The 18,531-nt window shown below is 73.8% G+C and carries 17 protein-coding genes and 1 riboswitch; of the genes, 4 read left to right on the top strand and 13 right to left on the bottom strand.

What is annotated here, in order from left to right:
• Positions 1–198: 198 nt before the first annotated feature.
• The 12 genes from AC5L36_RS35560 to AC5L36_RS35505 all read right to left on the bottom strand — a co-directional run bounded on the left by AC5L36_RS35560 (position 199) and on the right by AC5L36_RS35505 (position 11,012).
• Entirely contained in the window at positions 199–1,983 is a 1,785-nt protein-coding gene (locus AC5L36_RS35560; protein WP_441223175.1) for a serine/threonine-protein kinase, read from the bottom strand.
• Positions 1,984–2,093: 110 nt separating this feature from the next.
• Complete coding sequence (locus AC5L36_RS35555; RefSeq protein WP_441223174.1) at positions 2,094–2,879, bottom strand: ABC transporter ATP-binding protein; 786 nt, start codon at positions 2,877–2,879, stop codon at positions 2,094–2,096.
• Positions 2,879–3,712, bottom strand: coding sequence for an ABC transporter permease (locus AC5L36_RS35550; protein WP_441223310.1), 834 nt, complete (start codon positions 3,710–3,712; stop codon positions 2,879–2,881). The genes AC5L36_RS35555 and AC5L36_RS35550 overlap by 1 nt, the downstream gene beginning before the upstream one ends.
• A gap of 151 nt (positions 3,713–3,863) precedes the next feature.
• Positions 3,864–4,847 (bottom strand): ABC transporter substrate-binding protein, encoded by a 984-nt coding sequence (locus AC5L36_RS35545; protein ID WP_441223173.1) that lies wholly within the window; start codon positions 4,845–4,847, stop codon positions 3,864–3,866.
• Positions 4,844–5,959 carry an agmatinase family protein gene (locus AC5L36_RS35540; protein WP_441223172.1) on the bottom strand — a complete coding sequence of 372 codons (1,116 nt, stop codon included), beginning with the start codon at positions 5,957–5,959 and terminating at the stop codon, positions 4,844–4,846. The genes AC5L36_RS35545 and AC5L36_RS35540 overlap by 4 nt, the downstream gene beginning before the upstream one ends.
• A 50-nt stretch (positions 5,960–6,009) precedes the next feature.
• A riboswitch (guanidine-I (ykkC/yxkD leader) is annotated at positions 6,010–6,131 on the bottom strand.
• 151 nt (positions 6,132–6,282) lie between these two features.
• Entirely contained in the window at positions 6,283–6,678 is a 396-nt protein-coding gene (locus AC5L36_RS35535; RefSeq protein WP_441223171.1) for an SSI family serine proteinase inhibitor, read from the bottom strand.
• 33 nt (positions 6,679–6,711) lie between these two features.
• Entirely contained in the window at positions 6,712–7,449 is a 738-nt protein-coding gene (locus tag AC5L36_RS35530) for an urease accessory protein UreD (RefSeq protein ID WP_441223170.1), read from the bottom strand.
• The gene (gene ureG / locus AC5L36_RS35525) at positions 7,446–8,102 is read right to left on the bottom strand and encodes an urease accessory protein UreG (RefSeq protein WP_441223169.1); all 657 of its coding nucleotides are present in this window, start codon (positions 8,100–8,102) and stop codon (positions 7,446–7,448) included. Before ureG ends, AC5L36_RS35530 begins: the two co-directional genes overlap by 4 nt.
• Positions 8,092–8,718, bottom strand: a complete 627-nt coding sequence (locus AC5L36_RS35520; RefSeq protein WP_441223168.1) for an urease accessory protein UreF — start codon at positions 8,716–8,718, stop codon at positions 8,092–8,094. The genes ureG and AC5L36_RS35520 overlap by 11 nt, the downstream gene beginning before the upstream one ends.
• A complete protein-coding gene (locus AC5L36_RS35515) occupies positions 8,718–10,418 on the bottom strand; it encodes an urease subunit alpha (RefSeq protein ID WP_441223167.1) in 1,701 nt (566 codons plus the stop codon). Before AC5L36_RS35515 ends, AC5L36_RS35520 begins: the two co-directional genes overlap by 1 nt.
• Positions 10,411–10,713, bottom strand: a complete 303-nt coding sequence (locus AC5L36_RS35510) for an urease subunit beta (protein WP_441223166.1) — start codon at positions 10,711–10,713, stop codon at positions 10,411–10,413. Before AC5L36_RS35510 ends, AC5L36_RS35515 begins: the two co-directional genes overlap by 8 nt.
• A complete protein-coding gene (locus tag AC5L36_RS35505) occupies positions 10,710–11,012 on the bottom strand; it encodes an urease subunit gamma (RefSeq protein WP_441223165.1) in 303 nt (100 codons plus the stop codon). The genes AC5L36_RS35510 and AC5L36_RS35505 overlap by 4 nt, the downstream gene beginning before the upstream one ends.
• Before the next feature lie 168 nt (positions 11,013–11,180).
• On the opposite strand from AC5L36_RS35505, the gene aspS reads away from it, so the two are divergent.
• Positions 11,181–12,989, top strand: a complete 1,809-nt coding sequence (gene aspS, locus AC5L36_RS35500) for an aspartate--tRNA ligase (protein WP_441223164.1) — start codon at positions 11,181–11,183, stop codon at positions 12,987–12,989.
• A 274-nt stretch (positions 12,990–13,263) separates the two neighbouring features.
• Here the strand turns inward: aspS and AC5L36_RS35495 are convergent, their stop codons facing one another.
• The gene (locus tag AC5L36_RS35495) at positions 13,264–13,536 is read right to left on the bottom strand and encodes a hypothetical protein (protein WP_441223163.1); all 273 of its coding nucleotides are present in this window, start codon (positions 13,534–13,536) and stop codon (positions 13,264–13,266) included.
• A 102-nt stretch (positions 13,537–13,638) separates the two neighbouring features.
• Between AC5L36_RS35495 and AC5L36_RS35490 the strand changes: the two genes are divergently transcribed.
• The 3 genes from AC5L36_RS35490 (at position 13,639) to AC5L36_RS35480 (ending at position 16,801) form a co-directional block, all read left to right on the top strand.
• Positions 13,639–13,854 (top strand): hypothetical protein, encoded by a 216-nt coding sequence (locus AC5L36_RS35490; protein WP_441223162.1) that lies wholly within the window; start codon positions 13,639–13,641, stop codon positions 13,852–13,854.
• Positions 13,855–13,880: 26 nt separating this feature from the next.
• Complete coding sequence (locus AC5L36_RS35485; protein ID WP_441223309.1) at positions 13,881–15,260, top strand: replication-associated recombination protein A; 1,380 nt, start codon at positions 13,881–13,883, stop codon at positions 15,258–15,260.
• Between the two features lie 1,187 nt (positions 15,261–16,447).
• Positions 16,448–16,801 (top strand): hypothetical protein, encoded by a 354-nt coding sequence (locus tag AC5L36_RS35480; protein ID WP_494909504.1) that lies wholly within the window; start codon positions 16,448–16,450, stop codon positions 16,799–16,801.
• Positions 16,802–18,531: the final 1,730 nt, after the last annotated feature.

The following is an 18,531-nucleotide window of genomic DNA, read 5'->3' as shown; positions in this document are numbered from 1 at the left end:
GGATCAGCTGAGAACTTCGAGATCTAGGACGGTTAGGGTTGATATGGCGCCCAAACCGTCCTAGATCTCGAATCTCGCGCCGCGCGGCGGCGGCAGCGGTTACTCAGGGCGACGAAGGCCCCGGGCCGACGACGCCAGCGAGCGACATTGGCGGCACCAGGCGGGCGAAAGCGCGACCCGCGACGAAGGGTGAGCGATCTACGGCGCGGCCGAGGCCGGCTCGACGGCGGGCTGGCTGAGTGTCGGCTCGGTGTTGCCGGCCGGCGACCCGTTGTCGGCGGGCGCCGCCGGGTTGGGGGACGACGGCGACGTCATCGGCGAGGGGTCCGGCTCCGGGGGCGGGGTGGTCGTCGGCGTGCAGGACGCCGGCAGCTCACCCTCGCCGCGCTGGGTGACCGCCGTCGGCGTGAGCACCTCGACCTGCACCCACACCGGCCCGGCGCCGTGCGACACGCCGGACGGCGCGTGCAGCGTGCCGCCGCCGGCCGCCGCGAAGTCGGCGCTCGCCGTGCCGTTTGCGCCGTCCGACCAGGTCACGCGGTAGGTGACCGTGGTCGGTGCGGAGACCGTGACCAGCGCGGACGCCGAGTAGGTGCACGCGTTCGGGTCGACCGTGACGGCGACCGTCAGGCCGGTGACCGTGGCCGGCGGGGGTGGTGGCGTGGTGGAGCCGCCGGTCTCGCCGCCGCCACCGCCGCTGGGCTCGGTCGCCGGGCCGTTGCCGGGGTCGGTGGTGCCGGAGACCGGGTCGGTGGCCAGGCCGCCGCCGATGGGTGGCTGGACGGGGCCGCCCGTGGAGAGCGGGCCGCCCGCCGAGGGCGAGAACAGCACCCTGGGCATGCCGAGCGCCCGCGCGTCGCCCGCTGGGGCGGCCGAGGGGTCGACGCCGGGAGGTGCCGGCCGCACCGCCGCGTCGGCGCGGCCGGCCAGGCCGGGGGTGTTGGGGCCGCCGGCGGCGCTGGCCAGGGTGGCCACCACCGGCACGAGCAGCGCGGCGCCCGCGGTGAGGATGGTGACCCGCCGCCGGCGTGGCGGGCGGGCCCGCTTGGCCGCCGGGACGGGCGCGGCCGAAGAAGCGGGCGGCGGGCTGCTGGGCAGGACCGCCACGCTGTGGTGCCCGGTGTACGCCCGCCGCGAGGTCAGCGGCACCCGGTACACCGAGCGGGTGCGCGGGCGGGCGGCGGCGAGCAGGGCGGTGCGGGCGGCGGCCGAGTCCATGCGGTCGGCCACGTCCTTGGCCAGCAGGCCGTCGATCACCGCGGCGAGCGCCATGCCCCGCACCGGGCGGGGGTGTGGGTCGCAGACGGTGGCGATGAGGCAGGCCATCGCGTCCTCGCGGGCGAACGGGCCGTAACCCTCCGCGGCGTAGAAGAGCGTCGCGCCGAGGCCGAACAGGTCGGCCGGCATCCCGCCCTCTTCGCCGTGCAGCCGCTCCGGCGCCACGTATCCGGGGCTGCCCATCACCGCCGCGCCGCGCAGCGGCACCGGCGCACCGGCCACCGTGGCGATGGAGAAGTCGGTGAGCAGCGGGCGGCCGTTGGCGATCAGCACGTTGGACGGCTTGACGTCGCGGTGCACCACCCCGGCACCGTGCGCCGCGTCCAGCGCGTCGAGCAGCCCCAGCCCCAGCTGGGCGGCTTTGACGCTGTCGAGCGGCCCTTCTTGCGCCACCATCTCGCGCAGCGAACGACCCTCGACCAGCCGCATGATCACCCATGGCTGGTCGGCGTCGTCCACCGCGTCGTAGATCGCGACGACGTTCGGATGGACGAGGCGGCCGGCGCTCAGCGCCTCCACCATCGCCCGATACTTGACCTCTTCACGTTCTTCCGGCGACATGGGCTGGGTGAAGCGGATCTCTTTGACCGCCACCCAGCGGGCGAGGCGCTCATCGAACGCGCGCCACACCACACCCATCCCGCCAGAACCCAGCACCGAATCTAGCCGGTACCGTCCCCCAACGACGTGCCCCGACGACGCCACGCCTGATCCTCCCGTGCTACCGCAGCATGGATACTCCAGCACTAGTTAGGGAGGCGAGCCATCGCAGATCCGTACGGCCTGGCATCGGCCGATGCTCCGATTACCGCGGTTCAGACGGCTTGTTTTTCCTGGTGACGGCGGTGGTACGCGCGGACGAGGTCCTCCACCCGCGCACGTATTGAGAGGAATTCGGGGAGTCGTTTTGCCGACAGTTCACGTTCGGCCGGGAGGTTGACGGGCAGGTCGGCGGCGACCCGGCCGGGGTCACTGGCGAGCACCACCACCCGCTGGCCCAGGAAGACGGCCTCCTCCACGTCGTGGGTGACCATCACGACGGTGGTGCCGGTGTCCTGCCACACCCGCCGGATGAACAGCTGCATGTCCTCCTTGGTCTGCACGTCGAGCGCACCGAACGGCTCGTCCAGCAGCAGCACCTCCGGCTCGCAGGCCAGGGCGCGGGCGATGGCCACCCGCTGGCGCTGCCCGCCGGACAGCTGTTTGGGCAGCACGTGGCGGAGGGCGGTGAGGCCGGTCTCGGCGAGGTACCAGGCGACCCGCCGGTCCCGCTCGGCCCGCCCCAGGGGGAGCAGCTCCAGTCCGAACGCGACGTTGCGCTCGACGGTGCGCCACGGGTAGATCGCGCCCTGCTGGAAGACGAGCCCCCGGTCGGGCCCGGGGCCGGTGACCGGGTGCCCGTCGAGGCGCACCTCGCCGGCGGTGGGGCGGACCAGGCCGGCGATCAGCGACAGCAGCGTCGACTTGCCCGAGCCGCTCGCGCCGACCACGCACAAGAACTGGCCACGCGGCACCGACAGGTCGACGCCGTCGAGCGCCCGGACAGCGCCACCCCGCCGGGGGAAGGACTTGCCGACGCCCGAGAGGACGAGGAGAGACATCAGACCCACCTCCCCACCCGGTCGCGTGCCAGCCGCAGCAGCAGGTCGATCGCCAGGCCGATGAGAGCGATCACCACGAGGGCCGCGAAGATGCGGTCGATCTGGTTGAAGCGCTGGGCCCGCACGATGCGGTAGCCCAGCCCCGACTCGGAGGCGATCAGCTCGGCGACCACGACGAAGCTCCAGGAGGCGGCCGCGTTTACCCGGATCGAGTCGAGCATGCCCGGCAGCGCGTAGGGGACGATCACCTTGCGCAGCACCTCGCCCCGGCGGGCGCCGAGCGTGTACGACACGTCGATGAGGCTGAGCGGCACCTGCCGTACGGCGTCGGCGGTCATCAGCGTGTTGAAGAAGAACGCGGCCAGGAAGAGCAGCGCCACTTTGGACGGCTCGCCCAGCCCGAGCCAGATGATCAGCAGCGGGATGAACGCGCTCGCCGGCAGGTAGCGCAGCAGGCCGACGAGCGGCTCCAGCAGCGCCTGCCCGGCCGGGAAGCTGCCCATCACGATGCCCAGCGGCACCGACACCAGCACCGCCAGCCCGAAACCCTGGAGCACCCGCGCGACCGTCGCCCACGCGTCGGTGAAGAGCATCCCGGACCGCGCCATCTCGACGCCCGCGCCGACCGCCTCGTAGGGCCCCGGCAGGTAGTCGGGCCGCCCGTCGACGACCATGCTGAACGCCTGCCACGCGACCAGCGGGACGAGCACCGACAGCGCCATCAACGTCCACCGCGCGCCGCGGGGCAGCGGCGTGCGGATGCCCCACAGGCCGCCCGCCCGCGCCGGCCGGCGGCGGGGGAGCGAGCGGGGCGGAGCCGGGTCAGCCACCATCGTCACGGTGTCTCCTGGTTCGCTCGCTCGTGCGGCGCCAAAGGCGACGTCTTCCTCCGCCGCCCCGAAACCCCGACTTCGTCGGCGGTCGCCTGCGGCTTGGGGAGGTGGGCGGGTCCGTCCAGACCCCCCGCCGCGCCAACTCGCTCGCTCACGGTGTCACCGCTTTGACGAACGTCGGGTCGAAGAGCCCGTCGAGCGGAGGCGCCTCGTCGACGAGCTTCGCCTCGACCAGGAACGCGGCGATCGACCGGGCCTGGAAGTCGAGGTTTGCGGGCGTCTCGCCGGGCGTGAAGGCGGCGATGTTCTGCTCGTGGGAGAAGATCGTGGTACCCGCGTCGTAGGTCTTGTAGTCGGCGTCGCTGACGCCGCCCTTCTTGGCCATGATGGCGATGGCCGCGTCCTTGTTGTCTTCGATCCACGCGAGCGTGTCGAACCAGGTGTCCACCATCGCCTGCACCTCCTTCGGGTGTTCCTTCACGAAGTCGGCTTCGAAGACCAGGTGGTCGGGGATCGCGCCGGGAAAGTCGGCCGAGGTGGCGATCGCCTTGCTGCCGGCGAGCCCCAGCGCGGTCGTGGTGAACGGGGCGAACGCGCCCACCGCGTCGACCTGCCCGGCCACGAACGCCGCCGCGGCGGCGTCGGTCAGCAGCGGCTTGACCGTGATGTCCCCTTCGGACAGTCCGGCCTTCCGGAGCGCGAGCAGCAGCAGGTAGTGGTCGACCGTGCCCTGCTCGACCGCCACCGTCTTGCCCTTGAGGTCGGCCACGCTCGCGATGCCGGGGCGGGCGATGATCTGGTCGTTGCCGGTGGAGTTGTCGTTGACCAGCACGATCGTCTGCCGCGCCCCGCCGCTGACCGAGGAGAGCGTGTCGTTGAGCGTCTGGCTGTTGGCGTCGAGGTTGCCGGTGGAGAGCGCGGTGAGGCTGTCGGTGTAGCTGTCGAAGTAGGTGAGCTCGACGGTCACGCCGTTTTTGGCGAAGAGGCCCTGCTCCTGCGCGACCTGCCAGGGAAACCAGCCCGGCCACGCGCTGAAGCCGATGCGGACGGTGGTGGGTGCCGCCGGGTCCTCCTCCGTGGATCCACACGCGGCGAGCAGGATGAGTGCGGCGAGCGCGGCGATGGCCCTTCTCATGGCTTGCTCCTCTGGGGAAGGTGACCGGCCCGCACGAGGCAGCCGAGCGTGTCGCAGATGACCCGGGTGGCGATGAGGGAGGTGATCTCGGCGTTGTCGTACGGCGGGGAGCACTCCACGACCTCGATGCCGGCGAGCGGCCGCTCGGCGACGAGCTGGATGAACTTGAGCACCTCGCGGGGGAGGAAGCCGCCCGGCTCGGGCCAGCCGGTGCCCGGTACGAACGCGGCGTCCAGGCAGTCGACGTCGAACGACAGCCACACCGCGTCGGCGCCGTCCCAGGCCACTTCCAGCGCCTTCGCGGCGGCCGCCTCGATGCCCATCTCGACGCAGTCGGTGACCGTCATGATGGTGGTGCCCCGCTCCCGACCCACCTTGACGCCGGGGCGGGGCGCCTGCCAGCCGCCGATGCCGATCTGCACGAGGTTTTTCGGCGGCACGTTGGGGATGTCGGTGGCGTGAAACCAGGGCGTGGTGTGCATCCGCTCGTCGAGGTCGGTCTCCTGGGTGTCGACGTGGCGGTCGAAGTGGATGATGCCGAGGTTGCCGTCGAGGTGCTCGGCCACGCCCCGCACCGTGGGGTAGCCGATCGAGTGGTCGCCGCCGAGCACGACCGGGAAGGCGCCCGAGGCGTAGACGTGGCCGACCGCCTTGGAGATCTGGTCGAACGTCTTCTCGATGTTGGCCGGGATCGTGAAGACGTCGCCGAGGTCGGCGATCGTGATCGACTCGCGCAGGTCGACGCCGAGCTCGAACGAGTACGGCCCGTAGAGCGCCGAGATCTTGCGGATGCCCTGCGGCCCGAAGCGGGTGCCCGAGCGGTACGTCGTGCCGCCGTCGAAGGGCGCGCCGAGCACCGCCACGTCGTACTCCCCGCAGCGGCGCACGTCTTCCAGGTAGGGCGCCTTCAGGAACGTGTTGATGCCGGCGAAGTGCGGCAGCTCGCCGCGGCTGAACGTGGGGATGCGACGGTCCACGATGGAGTCCGCGCCGGGCAGGCCGAGCTCGAGGCCGCGCGCGACCTCCTCGTCCCACTTGGTCGTGGGCAGCTCCGCCTCGCGTTCCACGGCGTAGCGCGCTTCGGGACCGTAGTTGTCATGGATGTGGGCCACGGGCACCTCCAGGCGAGGGAGGCCTGGCTGGAGCACAGCCAGGACCGGCTGTCTCCCGGGCTTTTGTCCCGCCGTGGAACGCGCGCGCCGCGGTGTCGCGACGCACGCGCCTGCGTCTCTCGGACCAGCCCCGCCCACGCGAACGGGCGGCGGAACCCTAGGCGCGCCTCACCGGTGGTGAGTCAGAGGCAGTAGAACCGCCGACCGTTGCCCGCGTTTTGCCCGGTTGTTGCGAACGTGTGTCTTCATAGATCGTCGGGCATCAGTATAAGTCGCCGCCGACCCCGCGATCCCAACCGGACTCGAAATGGTTTCAGGCAGTGTCAGTACCAGAAGATGTGGCCGTGGCGGATCGCGCCGTAGCAGCGGTTGGACTCGAAGGAGCTGTACAGCACCTCCTTGCCGCGCCACGTGCCGGTCACGCCGATCAGCACCGGGTCCCACTCGTCGACGCAGCCGACGCCGGGGTACCGGGGCACGGCCGCGATGTCGCCGCCGGCCGCGTCGATCTCGGCGCAGGCCTCCTTGGCGTGCGGGTGGGTGCCGCCGACCGGGTCACAGGTGATCGTCACCGTGCCGGACACGCTGTAGATCTCGAACTCGGTGTCGCCGGCGGCGCTCGCCGTCGCGGCCGGTGTGCCGACGAGCAGGAGCGCGCCGGCCAGCGTCAGCGCGCCGAGAGCGCGCCGGGCCCTCGCGGGCATGCGTGCGGGATTCATGCGGAGAGTGTAGCCCTGCTCATCCATGTTCATCTATGCAAAGGCGCGGTCGAGTGCCTCCCGCACCTCGCGCAGGTCGCGGCCCACCGCCTGGGCGAGCGCGGCCGGCCCGCCGGCGAGCGGCATCCGCGCCGCGCCCGGCCCGAGCACCGCCGCCTCCGGCGGCTTTTCCGTCCACAGAGGATCCACGACGAGCAGCGTGCCGGTCGCCCGGCCGCCACCCAGCACCGCGGAGCCGGCCCATCCCGCCGCGCGCGGTCCGACCGCCAGGTCCTGGCGCAGGAGGGTACGGCCGGCGAGGCGCACGGTGCACTCCAGCGAGGCGTCTCCGGGCTCTTCGGCGTGGCGCCCGCAGACCAGCTCCTCCCGCCAGGTGAGGGCGGCGTCCGGCTCCAGGTCCACAAGGGATCGTGAAAGGTGGTCGCAGCTCCCGGCGGCGATGAGCGGCTCGGGCAGCCAGCGCAGCGAGCCGCCGGCCGCCACGGACGCGTGGATGTCCAGCGTGGACCGCGCGCCGTCCGGGCCGGGCAGGGCGAGCGAGGCCGCGACCGCGCGCACGCACAGCTGGGCGCCGGGCCCGACAGCCACCTCGATGCGCAGCCGGTCGCCGCCGAGCGGGCCGGCGGCCCCGCCGACCAGGTGCACCTCGACCTCACCGTCCGCGTGGCGTGGACTTGTCCTCCGTACCAGAATCGGTGGCTCCGAGCGGAGGGCGACCAGGCGCGTGCGCCGGCCGTCCGCGACCGCGGTGATGCGGGCGGTGGCCTTCATCCCTTGACGAGGCCGCGCACCCAGTCGGCCACCGGTGTCGCGGCGGGGTCCTCCACCAGCGAGAGGAAGACGGTCGGCAGGTCGCCGCGGCGGGCGCCGGCGTCGCGGGCCATGACGGACAGGTCGGCGCCGACCAGCGGGGCAAGGTCGGTCTTGTTGACGACCAGCAGGTCGGCGGTGGTGACGCCGGGGCCACCCTTGCGCGGCACCTTGTCGCCGCCGGCCACGTCGACCACGAAGATCTGCCGGTCGACGAGCCCTTTGCTGAACGTGGCGGTCAGGTTGTCGCCGCCGCTCTCCAGGAGCACCAGGTCGAGCGGGCCGAGGTCGGCCTCCAGGTCTTCGCAGGCGTCGAGGTTGGCGGAGATGTCGTCGCGGATCGCCGTGTGCGGGCAGCAGCCGGTCTCCACGGCGCGGATGCGGTCGGCCGGCAGCACCCCGTTGCGGAGCAGGAAGTCGGCGTCCTCGGTGGTGTAGATGTCGTTGGTGACGACGGCGAGCCGCAGGTCGGCGGCGAGCGTACGGCACAGCGCGGCGACCAGCGCGGTCTTGCCCGAGCCGACCGGGCCGCCGATGCCGATCCGCAGCGCCCGCCCGCCGCCGGCGTTTCGCGGTGCGTGCGGATCGGGATGGGTGTGGGCTTCAGGATGCAAAGAGACGCACCTCCCAGGTGGCGTGTGCCTCTGCCCCGATGTCCAGCAGCGGTGCCGAACACGCGGGCAGGTCGTCCACTGTGGTGGCTCGCGCGGCGACGGCGTCGCACGCGGGCGCGAGCCGGGCGACGAGCGCGTGTGTCGCGTACGGGTCGAGCCCCAGCAGGCGCACGGCCGCGCCGGCCGGGCCGGTGACCGTGCCGTACGCGGCGGTGAGCGCGGCCTCGGCGGGCGTGAGCCCCGCGGCGGCGGCCACCACGCCGAGCGCGACCGGGTGGTGCAGCTCGCGCTCCACTGTGGAGAGAGTCCACAGTGTACGGCCGGCGCGCAGCAGCGCCCGCCCCTGCGCCCGCGACGCCTTGCGCAGCGCGGGAGACGGGGTGCGGGCGTCGAGCTCCTCTTCGAGCGTGTGCAGGCCGTCGCCGCGGCAGGCGGCCGTGGCGAACGCCGCGCTCACCACTCCCGCGGTCGCGAGGCGCCCCCTCAGGAAGGCGGCCAGCGTCTCCAGGTCGCGCACCCGGCCCGCCGTGACCGCCGCCTCCAGGCCGCCCGAGTGGGCGTGACCGCCGGCGGGGAAGCGCCCGTCGGCGAGCAGGAGCAGGGTCGCGCCGCTCATCAGAACAGGAAGTAGCGCTGGGCCATCGGCAGCTCGGTCACCGGCTGGGGCTCGACCACCTCGCCGTCGATCCGCACCGTGAACGTGTCCGCCTCCACCTCGATGCGCGGGGTGGCGTCGTTGAGCGGGAGGTCGGCCTTGCCGCGGGCGCGCACGTCCGCGACCGGTTTGAGCTCGCGCGCCACGGCGAGCCGGGACGCCAGGCCGTCTTCGACCGCGGCCGGCGCCACGAACGCGAGGCTCGTCGCGGCCGGCACGCGGCCGTACGCGCCGAACATCGGGCGGGGGAGCACCGGCTGGGGCGTGGGTATCGAGGCGTTCGCGTCACCCATCTGCGCCCACGCGATCATGCCGCCCTTGATCACCAGGTGGGGCCGCACGCCGAAGAACACCGGGTCCCACAGCACGAGGTCGGCCAGCTTGCCCGCCTCGACGCTGCCCACCTCGCCCTCGATGCCGTGCGCGACGGCGGGGCAGATCGTGTACTTGGCGACGTAGCGGCGGGCGCGGTGGTTGTCGGCCGCGCCGTCGCCGGGCAGCGCGCCCCGGCGGTCCTTCATCACGTGCGCGGTCTGCCAGGTGCGCAGCACGACCTCGCCGACCCGACCCATCGCCTGCGAGTCGGAGCCGATCATCGAGATCGCGCCGAGGTCGTGCAACACGTCTTCGGCCGCCATCGTGCTCGGCCGGATGCGACTTTCCGCGAACGCCAGGTCTTCCGGCACCGACGGGTTGAGGTGGTGGCAGACCATCAGCATGTCGAGGTGCTCGTCGAGCGTGTTGCGCGTGTACGGCCGGGTCGGGTTGGTCGAGGACGGCAGCACGTTGGGGTGCGACGCGACCGTGATGATGTCGGGCGCGTGGCCGCCGCCGGCACCCTCCGTGTGGTACGCGTGGATGGCGCGCCCGCCGATCGCCCGCAGCGTGTCCTCGACGAAGCCGGCCTCGTTCAGCGTGTCGGTGTGGATGTTGACCTGCACCCCGGCCGCGTCGGCGACGGTGAGGCAGGCGTCGATCGCGGCCGGCGTGGTGCCCCAGTCTTCGTGCAGCTTGAAGCCGCCCGCCCCGCCGCGCAGCTGCTCCCACATCGACTCGGCGCTGACCGTGTTGCCCTTGCCGAGCAGCAGCACGTTGACCGGCCACGGGTCGATCGCCTCGAACATGCGGGCCAGGTGCCAGGAGTTCGGCGTGACGGTGGTGGCCTTGGTGCCCTCGGCCGGCCCGGTGCCGCCGCCGATCACCGTGGTGATGCCGCTGGCGAGGGCCTCTTCGAGGATCTGCGGGCAGATGAAGTGGACGTGCGAGTCGATCGCGCCGGCCGTGAGGATCTTGCCGTTGCCGGAGATCACCTCGGTGCCCGGCCCGATCACCAGGTCGGGGTGGACGCCGTCCATGGTGTCCGGGTTGCCGGCCTTGCCCAGCGCGACGATCCGCCCGTCGCGGATGCCGACGTCGGCCTTCACCACGCCCCAGTGGTCGAGCACGACCGCGCCGGTGATCACGGTGTCCGGGGTGCCCTCGGCGCGGGTCGCCCGGGACTGGCCCATCGACTCGCGGATCACCTTGCCGCCGCCGAAGACCACCTCGTCGCCGCCGGCGCAGCGGTCCTCTTCGACCTCGATCAGCAGGTTGGTGTCGGCGAGCCGGATGCGGTCGCCGGTGGTGGGCCCGTAGAGGGAGATGTAGCGCTGCCTATTCATGCGGGCCTCCGCCGCGGAGGCCGGGCACGATCCGGCGGCCGGCGAGTGGCACGAGGTCGACGTCGCGCGGCACGCCGGGCTCGAAGCGGACGCTCGTGCCCGCCGGCACCGCGAGCCGGTGACCCCGTGCGGCCGCGCGGTCGAAGTCGAGTGCCGGGTTGGCGTCGGCGAAGTGGTAGTGCGAGCCCACCTGGATCGGGCGATCGCCGGTGTTGGTCACCGCGAGCGACAGCACGGGCCGCCCGACATTGATCTCCACATCCCCGTCGCCGGGAATGACCTCCCCGGGGATCATGGGATCGGTTCGTGGACGGTGACGAGCTTCGTGCCGTCCGGGAACGTCGCCTCGACCTGCACCTCCGGCAGCATCTCCGGCACGCCGTCGAGCACGTCTTCCCGGGTGAGCACCTGTCGGCCCGCCTCCATCAGCTCGCCGACGGTGCGGCCGTCCCGGGCCGCCTCCAGCAGGAAAGCGGTGATGATCGCGGTCGCCTCCGGGTGGTTGAGCCGGAGGCCGCGCTCGCGCCGCCGCCAGGCCACGTCGGCCGCCACGTGGATCAGCAGCCGGTCCTGCTCGTGCCGGGTCAGAAACACAGCGTCACACTGACACCTCAACGTTTCCAGCACGTTTCAGTTGTGCGGGGCGGTGACGATCAAGGCGGCCGCCTGGGATAAGCCGCGCTGACGGGCGGGTGCCTCCGGGTCACTCCGGGTATCCCTGACAGAATGTCCGCGGATACCCATTGCGAAGGAGATGCACCCGTGATCCGTACCCATGACGCCGGCAGCCTGCGCGCCGCGGACGCCGGCACGACGGTGACGCTCGCTGGCTGGGTGGCCCGCCGGCGCGACCACGGGGGTGTCATCTTCGTCGACCTGCGCGACGCGTCGGGCGTGGTGCAGGTGGTGTTCCGGGAGGAGATGGAGCTCGCGCACGCGCTGCGCAACGAGTTCTGCGTGAAGGTGACCGGCGCGGTCGAGCGCCGCCCCGAGGGCAACGACAACCCGGAGCTGCCCACCGGTGAGATCGAGGTCAACGTCTCGGCGCTGGAGATCCTCTCCGAGGCGGCACCGCTGCCGCTGCCGGTCGACGACAACGTGGACGCGGGCGACGACATCCGGCTCAAGTACCGCTACATCGACCTGCGCCGCGGCGGGCCGGCGCGGGCGATCCGGCTGCGTTCGCGGGCCAACCAGATCGCCCGCACGGTGCTGCACGACCGCGAGTTCGTGGAGATCGAGACGCCGACGCTGACCCGTTCCACGCCCGAGGGCGCGCGCGACTTCCTGGTGCCGGTGCGCCTTCAGCCCGGCACCTGGTACGCGTTGCCGCAGTCGCCCCAGCTCTTCAAGCAGCTGCTGATGGTCGGCGGGATGGAGCGCTACTACCAGATCGCCCGCTGCTACCGCGACGAAGACTTCCGGGCCGACCGGCAGCCGGAGTTCACGCAGCTCGACATCGAGATGTCCTTCGTGACGCAGGACGACGTGATCGACCTGGGCGAGACGATCGTCGGCGCGCTCTGGCGTGAGCTGGCCGGCCACGAGATCACCGCGCCGATCCCGCGGATCACCTGGCACGACGCGATGGCGCGGTACGGCTCGGACAAGCCCGACCTGCGCTACGGCGTCGAGCTGACCGAGCTGACCGACTACCTGCGCGGCACCGAGTTCCGGGTGTTCGCCGGCGCGATCGACGCGGGCGGGTACGTGGGCGCGGTCGTCATGCCGGGTGGCGCCGCGCAGACCCGCAAGGAGCTCGACGGCTGGCAGGACTGGGCCAAGGCGCGCGGCGCCCGCGGCCTGGCGTACGTGGTGCTCGACGCGGAGACCGGCGAGCCCCGCGGCCCGGTCGCGAAGAACCTGAGCGAGGCCCACCTGGCCGGCCTGGCCGACGCCGTGGGCGCCAAGCCCGGCGACGCGATCTTCTTCGCGGCCGCCGCCGACCGCCGCGAGGCGCAGGAGCTGCTCGGCGCCGCGCGCATCGAGATCGCCCGCCGCTCCGGGCTCGTCGACGAGGACGCGTGGGCGTTCTGCTGGGTGGTCGACGCCCCGATGTTCGAGCCGACCGAGGAAGGCGGGTGGACGGCCGTGCACCACCCCTTCACCTCGCCCAACTCCACCTGGATGGACCGTTTCGAGGAGGCGCCCGACCGCGCGCTGGCGTACGCGTACGACATCGTGTGCAACGGCAACGAGATCGGCGGCGGCTCCGTCCGTATCCACCGGGCCGACGTGCAGCGCCGCGTCTTCGACCTGCTCGGCATCACGCCGGAGGAGGCCAACGACAAGTTCGGCTTCCTGCTGGAGGCGTTCAAGTACGGCCCGCCGCCGCACGCCGGGATCGCGTTCGGCTGGGACCGGGTCTGCATGCTGCTGGCCGGCGCCGACTCGATCCGCGAGGTGATCGCCTTCCCGAAGACGCGGGGCGGCTACGACCCGCTGACCGGCGCGCCCACCCCGATCACGCCCCAGCAGCGCACCGAGGCCGGCGTCGACGCCAAGCCCAAGGCCCCTGGAGACAAGCCCGGCACCGCCGGCGTCGCCGCTCCGGTCGAGCACGGCAACTAGCCTCGCCCGCCGCGCTTCACGACCAAACCCCGACCCCCGCCTTTCGGCGGGCGCCGGGCGCGCACTGTGCCGCGATGATCGTTAGCCCGAAATCCGCATTCTTCCCGGCGTGTCACACGGCTGTAGGGCTAACGATCATGGTCGGCCCAGATGCTGGGCCGCGACCCGTTGTGCTACCGCGACCAACCGATCAGGGTGAGTCGGCGGGCGTGAGGTGCGTCACGCTCTCCTCGCCGGGCTGCGGCGGCGGGGCGGCGGCGGTCCACAGAAACTCCTAGTCGTCCTGGTGGGCGACCCTCAGCGGGCCCAGGTCGGCGGCGGTGGCGCGGGGAAGGTGCAGCCACTCCGCACCGGCGCCGGCCAAGATCTCCACCGCCCGCGCGGGGTCACCCATCGCGCAGGCCATCAGGACCGTCGATCCACGATCCACCCATGCCGTGGTACCGGGCAGGAGGTACCCGGTCACCTGACCGTGGGTGTTCAGACGCGCGTACGGCGAGTCACCGGTCGCGGCCAGCACCGCCTCACGGCCCGTGATCATCTCCATGCGCGCAGCCTAGGCGGGCCGAGAAATGTCCACGGTGGACGCTTGGCCGGTTGTGGCGCGGGGTACATGAGGCGTGCACAAAACCCCCCTCAAGGAGGATTCATGTTCGCCATCGCTGCTGCCGCGGTGTTCGGCTTCGCCCTGCTTCTCGACCTGCTCGACTCCGATCTGGGTGCACCGGATCTCTTCAACTGGAACACCCTTGTCCTCATCGGCCTGTTCCTGCTGGCCTTGTACTTCGCCGGTATCGGCCGCGGCCCGGCCGGTGGCGGCGGCGGCGGACGGTGGTACCGCGGTCGGCGTCCGGGCCGCGGTTGACGATCGGCCGGTACTGTCTGTGGGTGATGGAGACCGACGGCCTGTTCCCCCTCGCGGCCACCGGCGTGCGCACGCCGCCCGCCGGGAGTGGCGCCACGGGTGGGTTCACCCCGCCCGGGGCCGACTCCCCGCTGCCCGTGCGGATGCGCCCCGCGTCGCTCGACGAGCTGGTCGGTCAGGATCACCTGCTGGCGCCCGGCGCGCCCCTGCGGCAGCTGGTCGGCGGCTCGACGCCGATGTCGGTGATCCTGTGGGGGCCGCCGGGCAGCGGCAAGACCACGATCGCGCACCTGGTGGCGGCGGCCACCGATCGGCGGTTCGTGGCGATGTCGGCTCTCTCGGCCGGCGTCAAGGACGTGCGCGCGGTGATCGACACGGCCCGGCGCGAGCGGCGCGCCGGCGGGCCGCCCACCGTGCTCTTCATCGACGAGGTGCACCGCTTCAGCAAGACTCAGCAGGATTCGCTGCTCGCGGCCGTCGAAGACCGCACTGTCACGCTTCTCGCCGCCACGACGGAAAACCCGTATTTTTCCGTGATCTCCCCGCTCCTGTCCCGGTGTGTGCTGCTCACCCTCCAGCCCCTCGACGACGACGCGGTGCGCGGGCTCATCCGCCGCGCGACCACCGACGAGCGCGGGCTGGGCGGGGCCGTCACCCTTGATCAAGAGGCCGAGGACCATCTGGTACGGCTCGCGGGCGGCGACGTGCGCAAGGCCCTGACCGCCCTGGAGGCGGCCGCGTCGTCCGCGTCGGCCCGTGGCTCGGCGACGATCGACCTGGCCACGGCCGAGCAGGCGGTCGACGTGGCCGCGGTCCGCTACGACCGCGACGGCGACGCGCACTACGACGTGACCAGCGCGTTCATCAAGAGCATGCGCGGCTCCGACGTCGACGCCGCCCTGCACTGGCTGGCCCGCATGCTGGTCGCCGGGGAAGACGCGCGCTTCATCGCCCGCCGCATGGTCATCTTCGCCAGCGAAGACGTGGGCATGGCCGACCCGACCGCGCTGTCGGTGGCGACGGCGGCCGCCCACGCGGTCGAGTACGTGGGGCTTCCCGAGGTGCAGCTCAACCTCGCCCACGCCGTCATCCACCTGGCCACCGCCCCAAAGTCCAACTCCGCCACGGTCGCGATCGGCAAGGCGATGGCCGACGTACGCGCCGGGCGCGGCGGCGCCGTCCCCAAGCACCTGCGCGACGCCCACTACCAGGGCTCGCGGGGGCTGGGCCACGGCATCGGCTACAAGTACCCGCACGACGACCCGCGCGGCGTGGCCACCCAGCAGTACGCCCCGGACGACCTGGCGGGCACCGACTACTACCGACCGAGCGACCACGGCTCGGAGCGTGCGGTGGCGGCCCGCCTGCCCGCGCTGCGCCGGATCGTGCGAGGTGAGGATGCCTAGGGGGCGCTGGGGCCGCGGAAAGGGCGAGGAGCCCGTCGACGAGCCGGTCAGCGGCGAGGAGACCGGCTGGCTCGACGACCTGCGCACGGCCAAGCAGGAGGGCGCCGCGATCGGCCCAGGCGCGGCCGGCGCGTCGGCGTACGCGAAGCTCCCGACCGGCGACGAAGACGAAGCCGACGAGGACGGCTGGCCTCCGCACCCACCCCGCCGCCCCGACGAGCCGGCCGGCCCCGCGGTGCCGCTGCCCAGCGCCCAACGTGCCCCCTTCGGCCCCGCTGGCCCCGGGGGACCTGGTCCGGGTCCTGGTCCCGGCAGCTCCGGTCCTGGCACACCCGGCCCGGGTGGCCCAGGCGGCCCAGGTCCTGGCATGGCCGGTCCCGGCCGTCCGGGTCCCGGCACGCCCGGCCACGGTGGCTCGGGCCCTGGCGTTCCCGGCCGAGGTGGCTCCGGTCCTGGCATGCCCGGCCCAGGCGGTGCAGGCCCCGGCATGCCCGGCCAAGGTGGTCCGGGTCCCGGCCAGGGCGGTCCGGGTCCCGGCCAGGGCGGTCCGGGTCCCGGCCAGGGCGGTCCGGGCGGCCGGGGTCATGGGGGTCCCGGTCCTGGCGTGCCGGGCGCGGGCGTCCCACCGCGTGCCGCCGACCGGTCCACCGTGCGGCGGGGGAGCGGTCCGGGTGGCCGCGAGGTTCCGCCGCCGGCCGGCCCTCCGGTCGTGGCCGGCCCGATGCCCGGCGGTGAGCCGCCCCGCTCCCGTCACGCCGACCCGATGCCGCCCGGCGGATACGGTGATCCGCCCCCGCCCGCCCGTCACGGCGATCCGGCCCGCTACGACGAGCCGGTAGGCCGCCGGGGCGAGGGCGGCGCCCGCGGCCGCTTCGACGAACCCGCCACCGGCGCCCGCACCGCCGGCCCACCCCGACACGGCGACTCCGGCGGCTTCCATCAGGTCCTGCCCGCGCCCGGCCCCGACGGCGCCGGCGGCCCAGGCCGCCACGGCGACACGGGTGACGTAGCCGCCGCCGGCCGGCGTGGCGACACAGGCGACATCACCAGCTCCGGCAGCCGCGGCGGCCCTGGCCGTCACGGCGACACGGGCGACATCACCGGCGGCGGCCGTCATGGCGGCACCGGTGACGTCATGGGCGGCGCCCGTCACGGCGGCACCGGTGACGTCACAGGCGGTGGCCGTCATGGCGGCACGGGTGACGTCATGGGCGGTGGTCGTCACGGTGGCACGGGTGACGTCATGGGCGGTGGTCGTCACGGTGGCACGGGTGACGTCATGGGCGGTGGTCGTCACGGTGGCACGGGTGACGTCATGGGCGGTGGTCGTCACGGTGGCACGGGTGACGTCATGGGCGGTGGTCGTCACGGTGGCACGGGTGACGTCATGGGCGGTGGTCGTCACGGTGGCACGGGTGACGTCATGGGCGGTGGTCGTCACGGCGGCACGGGTGACATCACCGGTGGCGGTCGTCATGGCGCCACTGGCGACATCGCGGGCGGCGGTCGTCACGGCGGCGGTCCCGGTCCGGGGCGGCTGAGCGACACCGGCGGCTTCGCGGCCGTCCCGCCCGTCGCCCGCCCGGGCGAGCCCGAGACGCGACGCCCCGACGGCGCGCGCGGCCGCTTCGATGGCCCCGGCCGCCACGGCGACAGCGTCCCGCCCCGCTACGACGAAGCCACCCGGCCGGGCGAAGCACCCCCACCTCGTGGCGCCCACCCTGGCGAAGCGCCCCCAGCACGCCACGGCGACGGCTCCCCGCCGCTTTACGGTGACGCGGCACCACCCCGTCACGGCACCGCCGCCGTGCCGGGCCGCCGTGGCGAGCCGGTGCCACCGGGTCGCTTCGACGAGGTGGCACCGGGGCGCTTTGCGGACGGGCCGCGGCACGGCGAGCCGGTCCCGGTCCGGCAGGGTTCCGGCCCGTCGCCACACGGTGAGCCCAACACCGGCGGCTTCCAGGCGATGGGCGCCGCGGCGGCGGCCCGGCCGGCTGCCTCCGACCACGGGCGGCCGGCGGAGACTCTGGTCCCTGAGTCCGGCAACGCGCCCGACGTTCCACCGTCCGCCCGCGAGACCACCGACCTCCCGCGTGGCGGCACACCCGGCCGCCGCGACGGCATCACCGAGCCACCGCGCGACGGCGGCGGCCGCATCGACGGCCCCCAGGTGCCGCTGCCGGGCACCCGCGCGTCCCGCCACGCCGACAACCAGGCCGCGCCCCCGGCCGGCCCGGTCCAGGACGCCCCCACCGAGCCGGTCATGCCGCCGCGCGGCCGTACCCGCGGCGGCGGGCAGCGCACGGTCCCGCGCGGCGACCGAGCGGGCGGAGGCGCCCGCTCGCGCTGGGTCGACCAGGAAGCCACCGGCGGCCAGCGCCTGCCCGACCAGCCAGCCGACACGAACGGCTGGGCCGAGCCAGACACCCGCGGCCCGGCACGCGCGGCGCAGTCGGGCCCACCGGTCGCGCGCCCGCCGATGCCCGACTCGCCGCCACCAGCGTTCGTCGACGGCCCGGAAGGCGGCCGCCGCCGTGCCCAGGGCGGACCCGCCGGCTACGACACCGGCGACGTGGCCGGCCACGACAGCGGTCACCGCCGGACGCGCGGCCACGACACCGGCGACATCGCCGACCCGGCCGCCCCGCGTCGCGGTGCCGCGGGCTACGACACGGGCGACGTCGCCGACCCGGGCGCCGGGCGTCGGGGCGCGGCCGGCTACGACACCGGCGATGTAGCGGGCCCCGACGGTGGCCGCCGCAGGACACGTGGCCACGACACCGGCGACATCGCCGACCCCGACGGTGGGCGCAGGCGGGGTGGCCAGCGGGCGCCGGCGGATGACGACGACCTGGAAGGCTTCGCCGGACCTGGCGGCCGCCCGCGCGGCAGCCGTGGGGTAGGCCGGCCCCGTGCGCCCATGGGCCAGGCGGGGCCAGATCTCGGACCTGGCCCGCGTGGTGCTCGCGGGCCGGGCGTCGCCCCCGTTTCGGACGGCGGGCCGGGCGCACCGGCGGGTCGCGCCGCGCCCGTCGCGCCACCCGTGGTCCCGGGCCGGCAGGGAGCGACACCGCCGGGTGGCGCACGCGGCCGTGGCGGCGGCCGTCCGGGTGGTGGACGCCCGCCGATGGACCAGGCCGGCCCCGGAGCCCGCTTCGGGCCGGAGGGGCAGTCCGGGTCGCGCCCGCCTTTCGGGCCGGATGTCCCGCCAGGGCCCCGGGGACCGCTCGGATCCGACGCCCCGCAAGGCCGGCCGGGCATGCCCGACGGC

The organism is Phytohabitans sp. LZ39 (assembly GCF_059359075.1).
Note: the sequence above shows the minus strand (reverse complement) of the source record. Positions and strands in the feature narration are given on the sequence as shown.

What these genes read in the sequence shown, in the direction of transcription:
- AC5L36_RS35555 (WP_441223174.1), bottom strand. Translation starts at nt 2,879, where the DNA reads ATGTCTCTCCTCGTCCTCTCGGGCGTCGGCAAGTCCTTCCCCCGGCGG.
- AC5L36_RS35550 (WP_441223310.1), bottom strand. Translation starts at nt 3,712, where the DNA reads ATGGTGGCTGACCCGGCTCCGCCCCGCTCGCTCCCCCGCCGCCGGCCG.
- AC5L36_RS35545 (WP_441223173.1), bottom strand. Translation starts at nt 4,847, where the DNA reads ATGAGAAGGGCCATCGCCGCGCTCGCCGCACTCATCCTGCTCGCCGCG.
- AC5L36_RS35535 (WP_441223171.1), bottom strand. Translation starts at nt 6,678, where the DNA reads ATGAATCCCGCACGCATGCCCGCGAGGGCCCGGCGCGCTCTCGGCGCG.
- AC5L36_RS35530 (WP_441223170.1), bottom strand. Translation starts at nt 7,449, where the DNA reads ATGAAGGCCACCGCCCGCATCACCGCGGTCGCGGACGGCCGGCGCACG.
- AC5L36_RS35520 (WP_441223168.1), bottom strand. Translation starts at nt 8,718, where the DNA reads ATGAGCGGCGCGACCCTGCTCCTGCTCGCCGACGGGCGCTTCCCCGCC.
- AC5L36_RS35515 (WP_441223167.1), bottom strand. Translation starts at nt 10,418, where the DNA reads ATGAATAGGCAGCGCTACATCTCCCTCTACGGGCCCACCACCGGCGAC.
- AC5L36_RS35510 (WP_441223166.1), bottom strand. Translation starts at nt 10,713, where the DNA reads ATGATCCCCGGGGAGGTCATTCCCGGCGACGGGGATGTGGAGATCAAT.
- AC5L36_RS35495 (WP_441223163.1), bottom strand. Translation starts at nt 13,536, where the DNA reads ATGGAGATGATCACGGGCCGTGAGGCGGTGCTGGCCGCGACCGGTGAC.
- AC5L36_RS35490 (WP_441223162.1), top strand. Translation starts at nt 13,639, where the DNA reads ATGTTCGCCATCGCTGCTGCCGCGGTGTTCGGCTTCGCCCTGCTTCTC.
- AC5L36_RS35485 (WP_441223309.1), top strand. Translation starts at nt 13,881, where the DNA reads ATGGAGACCGACGGCCTGTTCCCCCTCGCGGCCACCGGCGTGCGCACG.
- AC5L36_RS35480 (WP_494909504.1), top strand. Translation starts at nt 16,448, where the DNA reads ATGGCGGCACGGGTGACGTCATGGGCGGTGGTCGTCACGGTGGCACGG.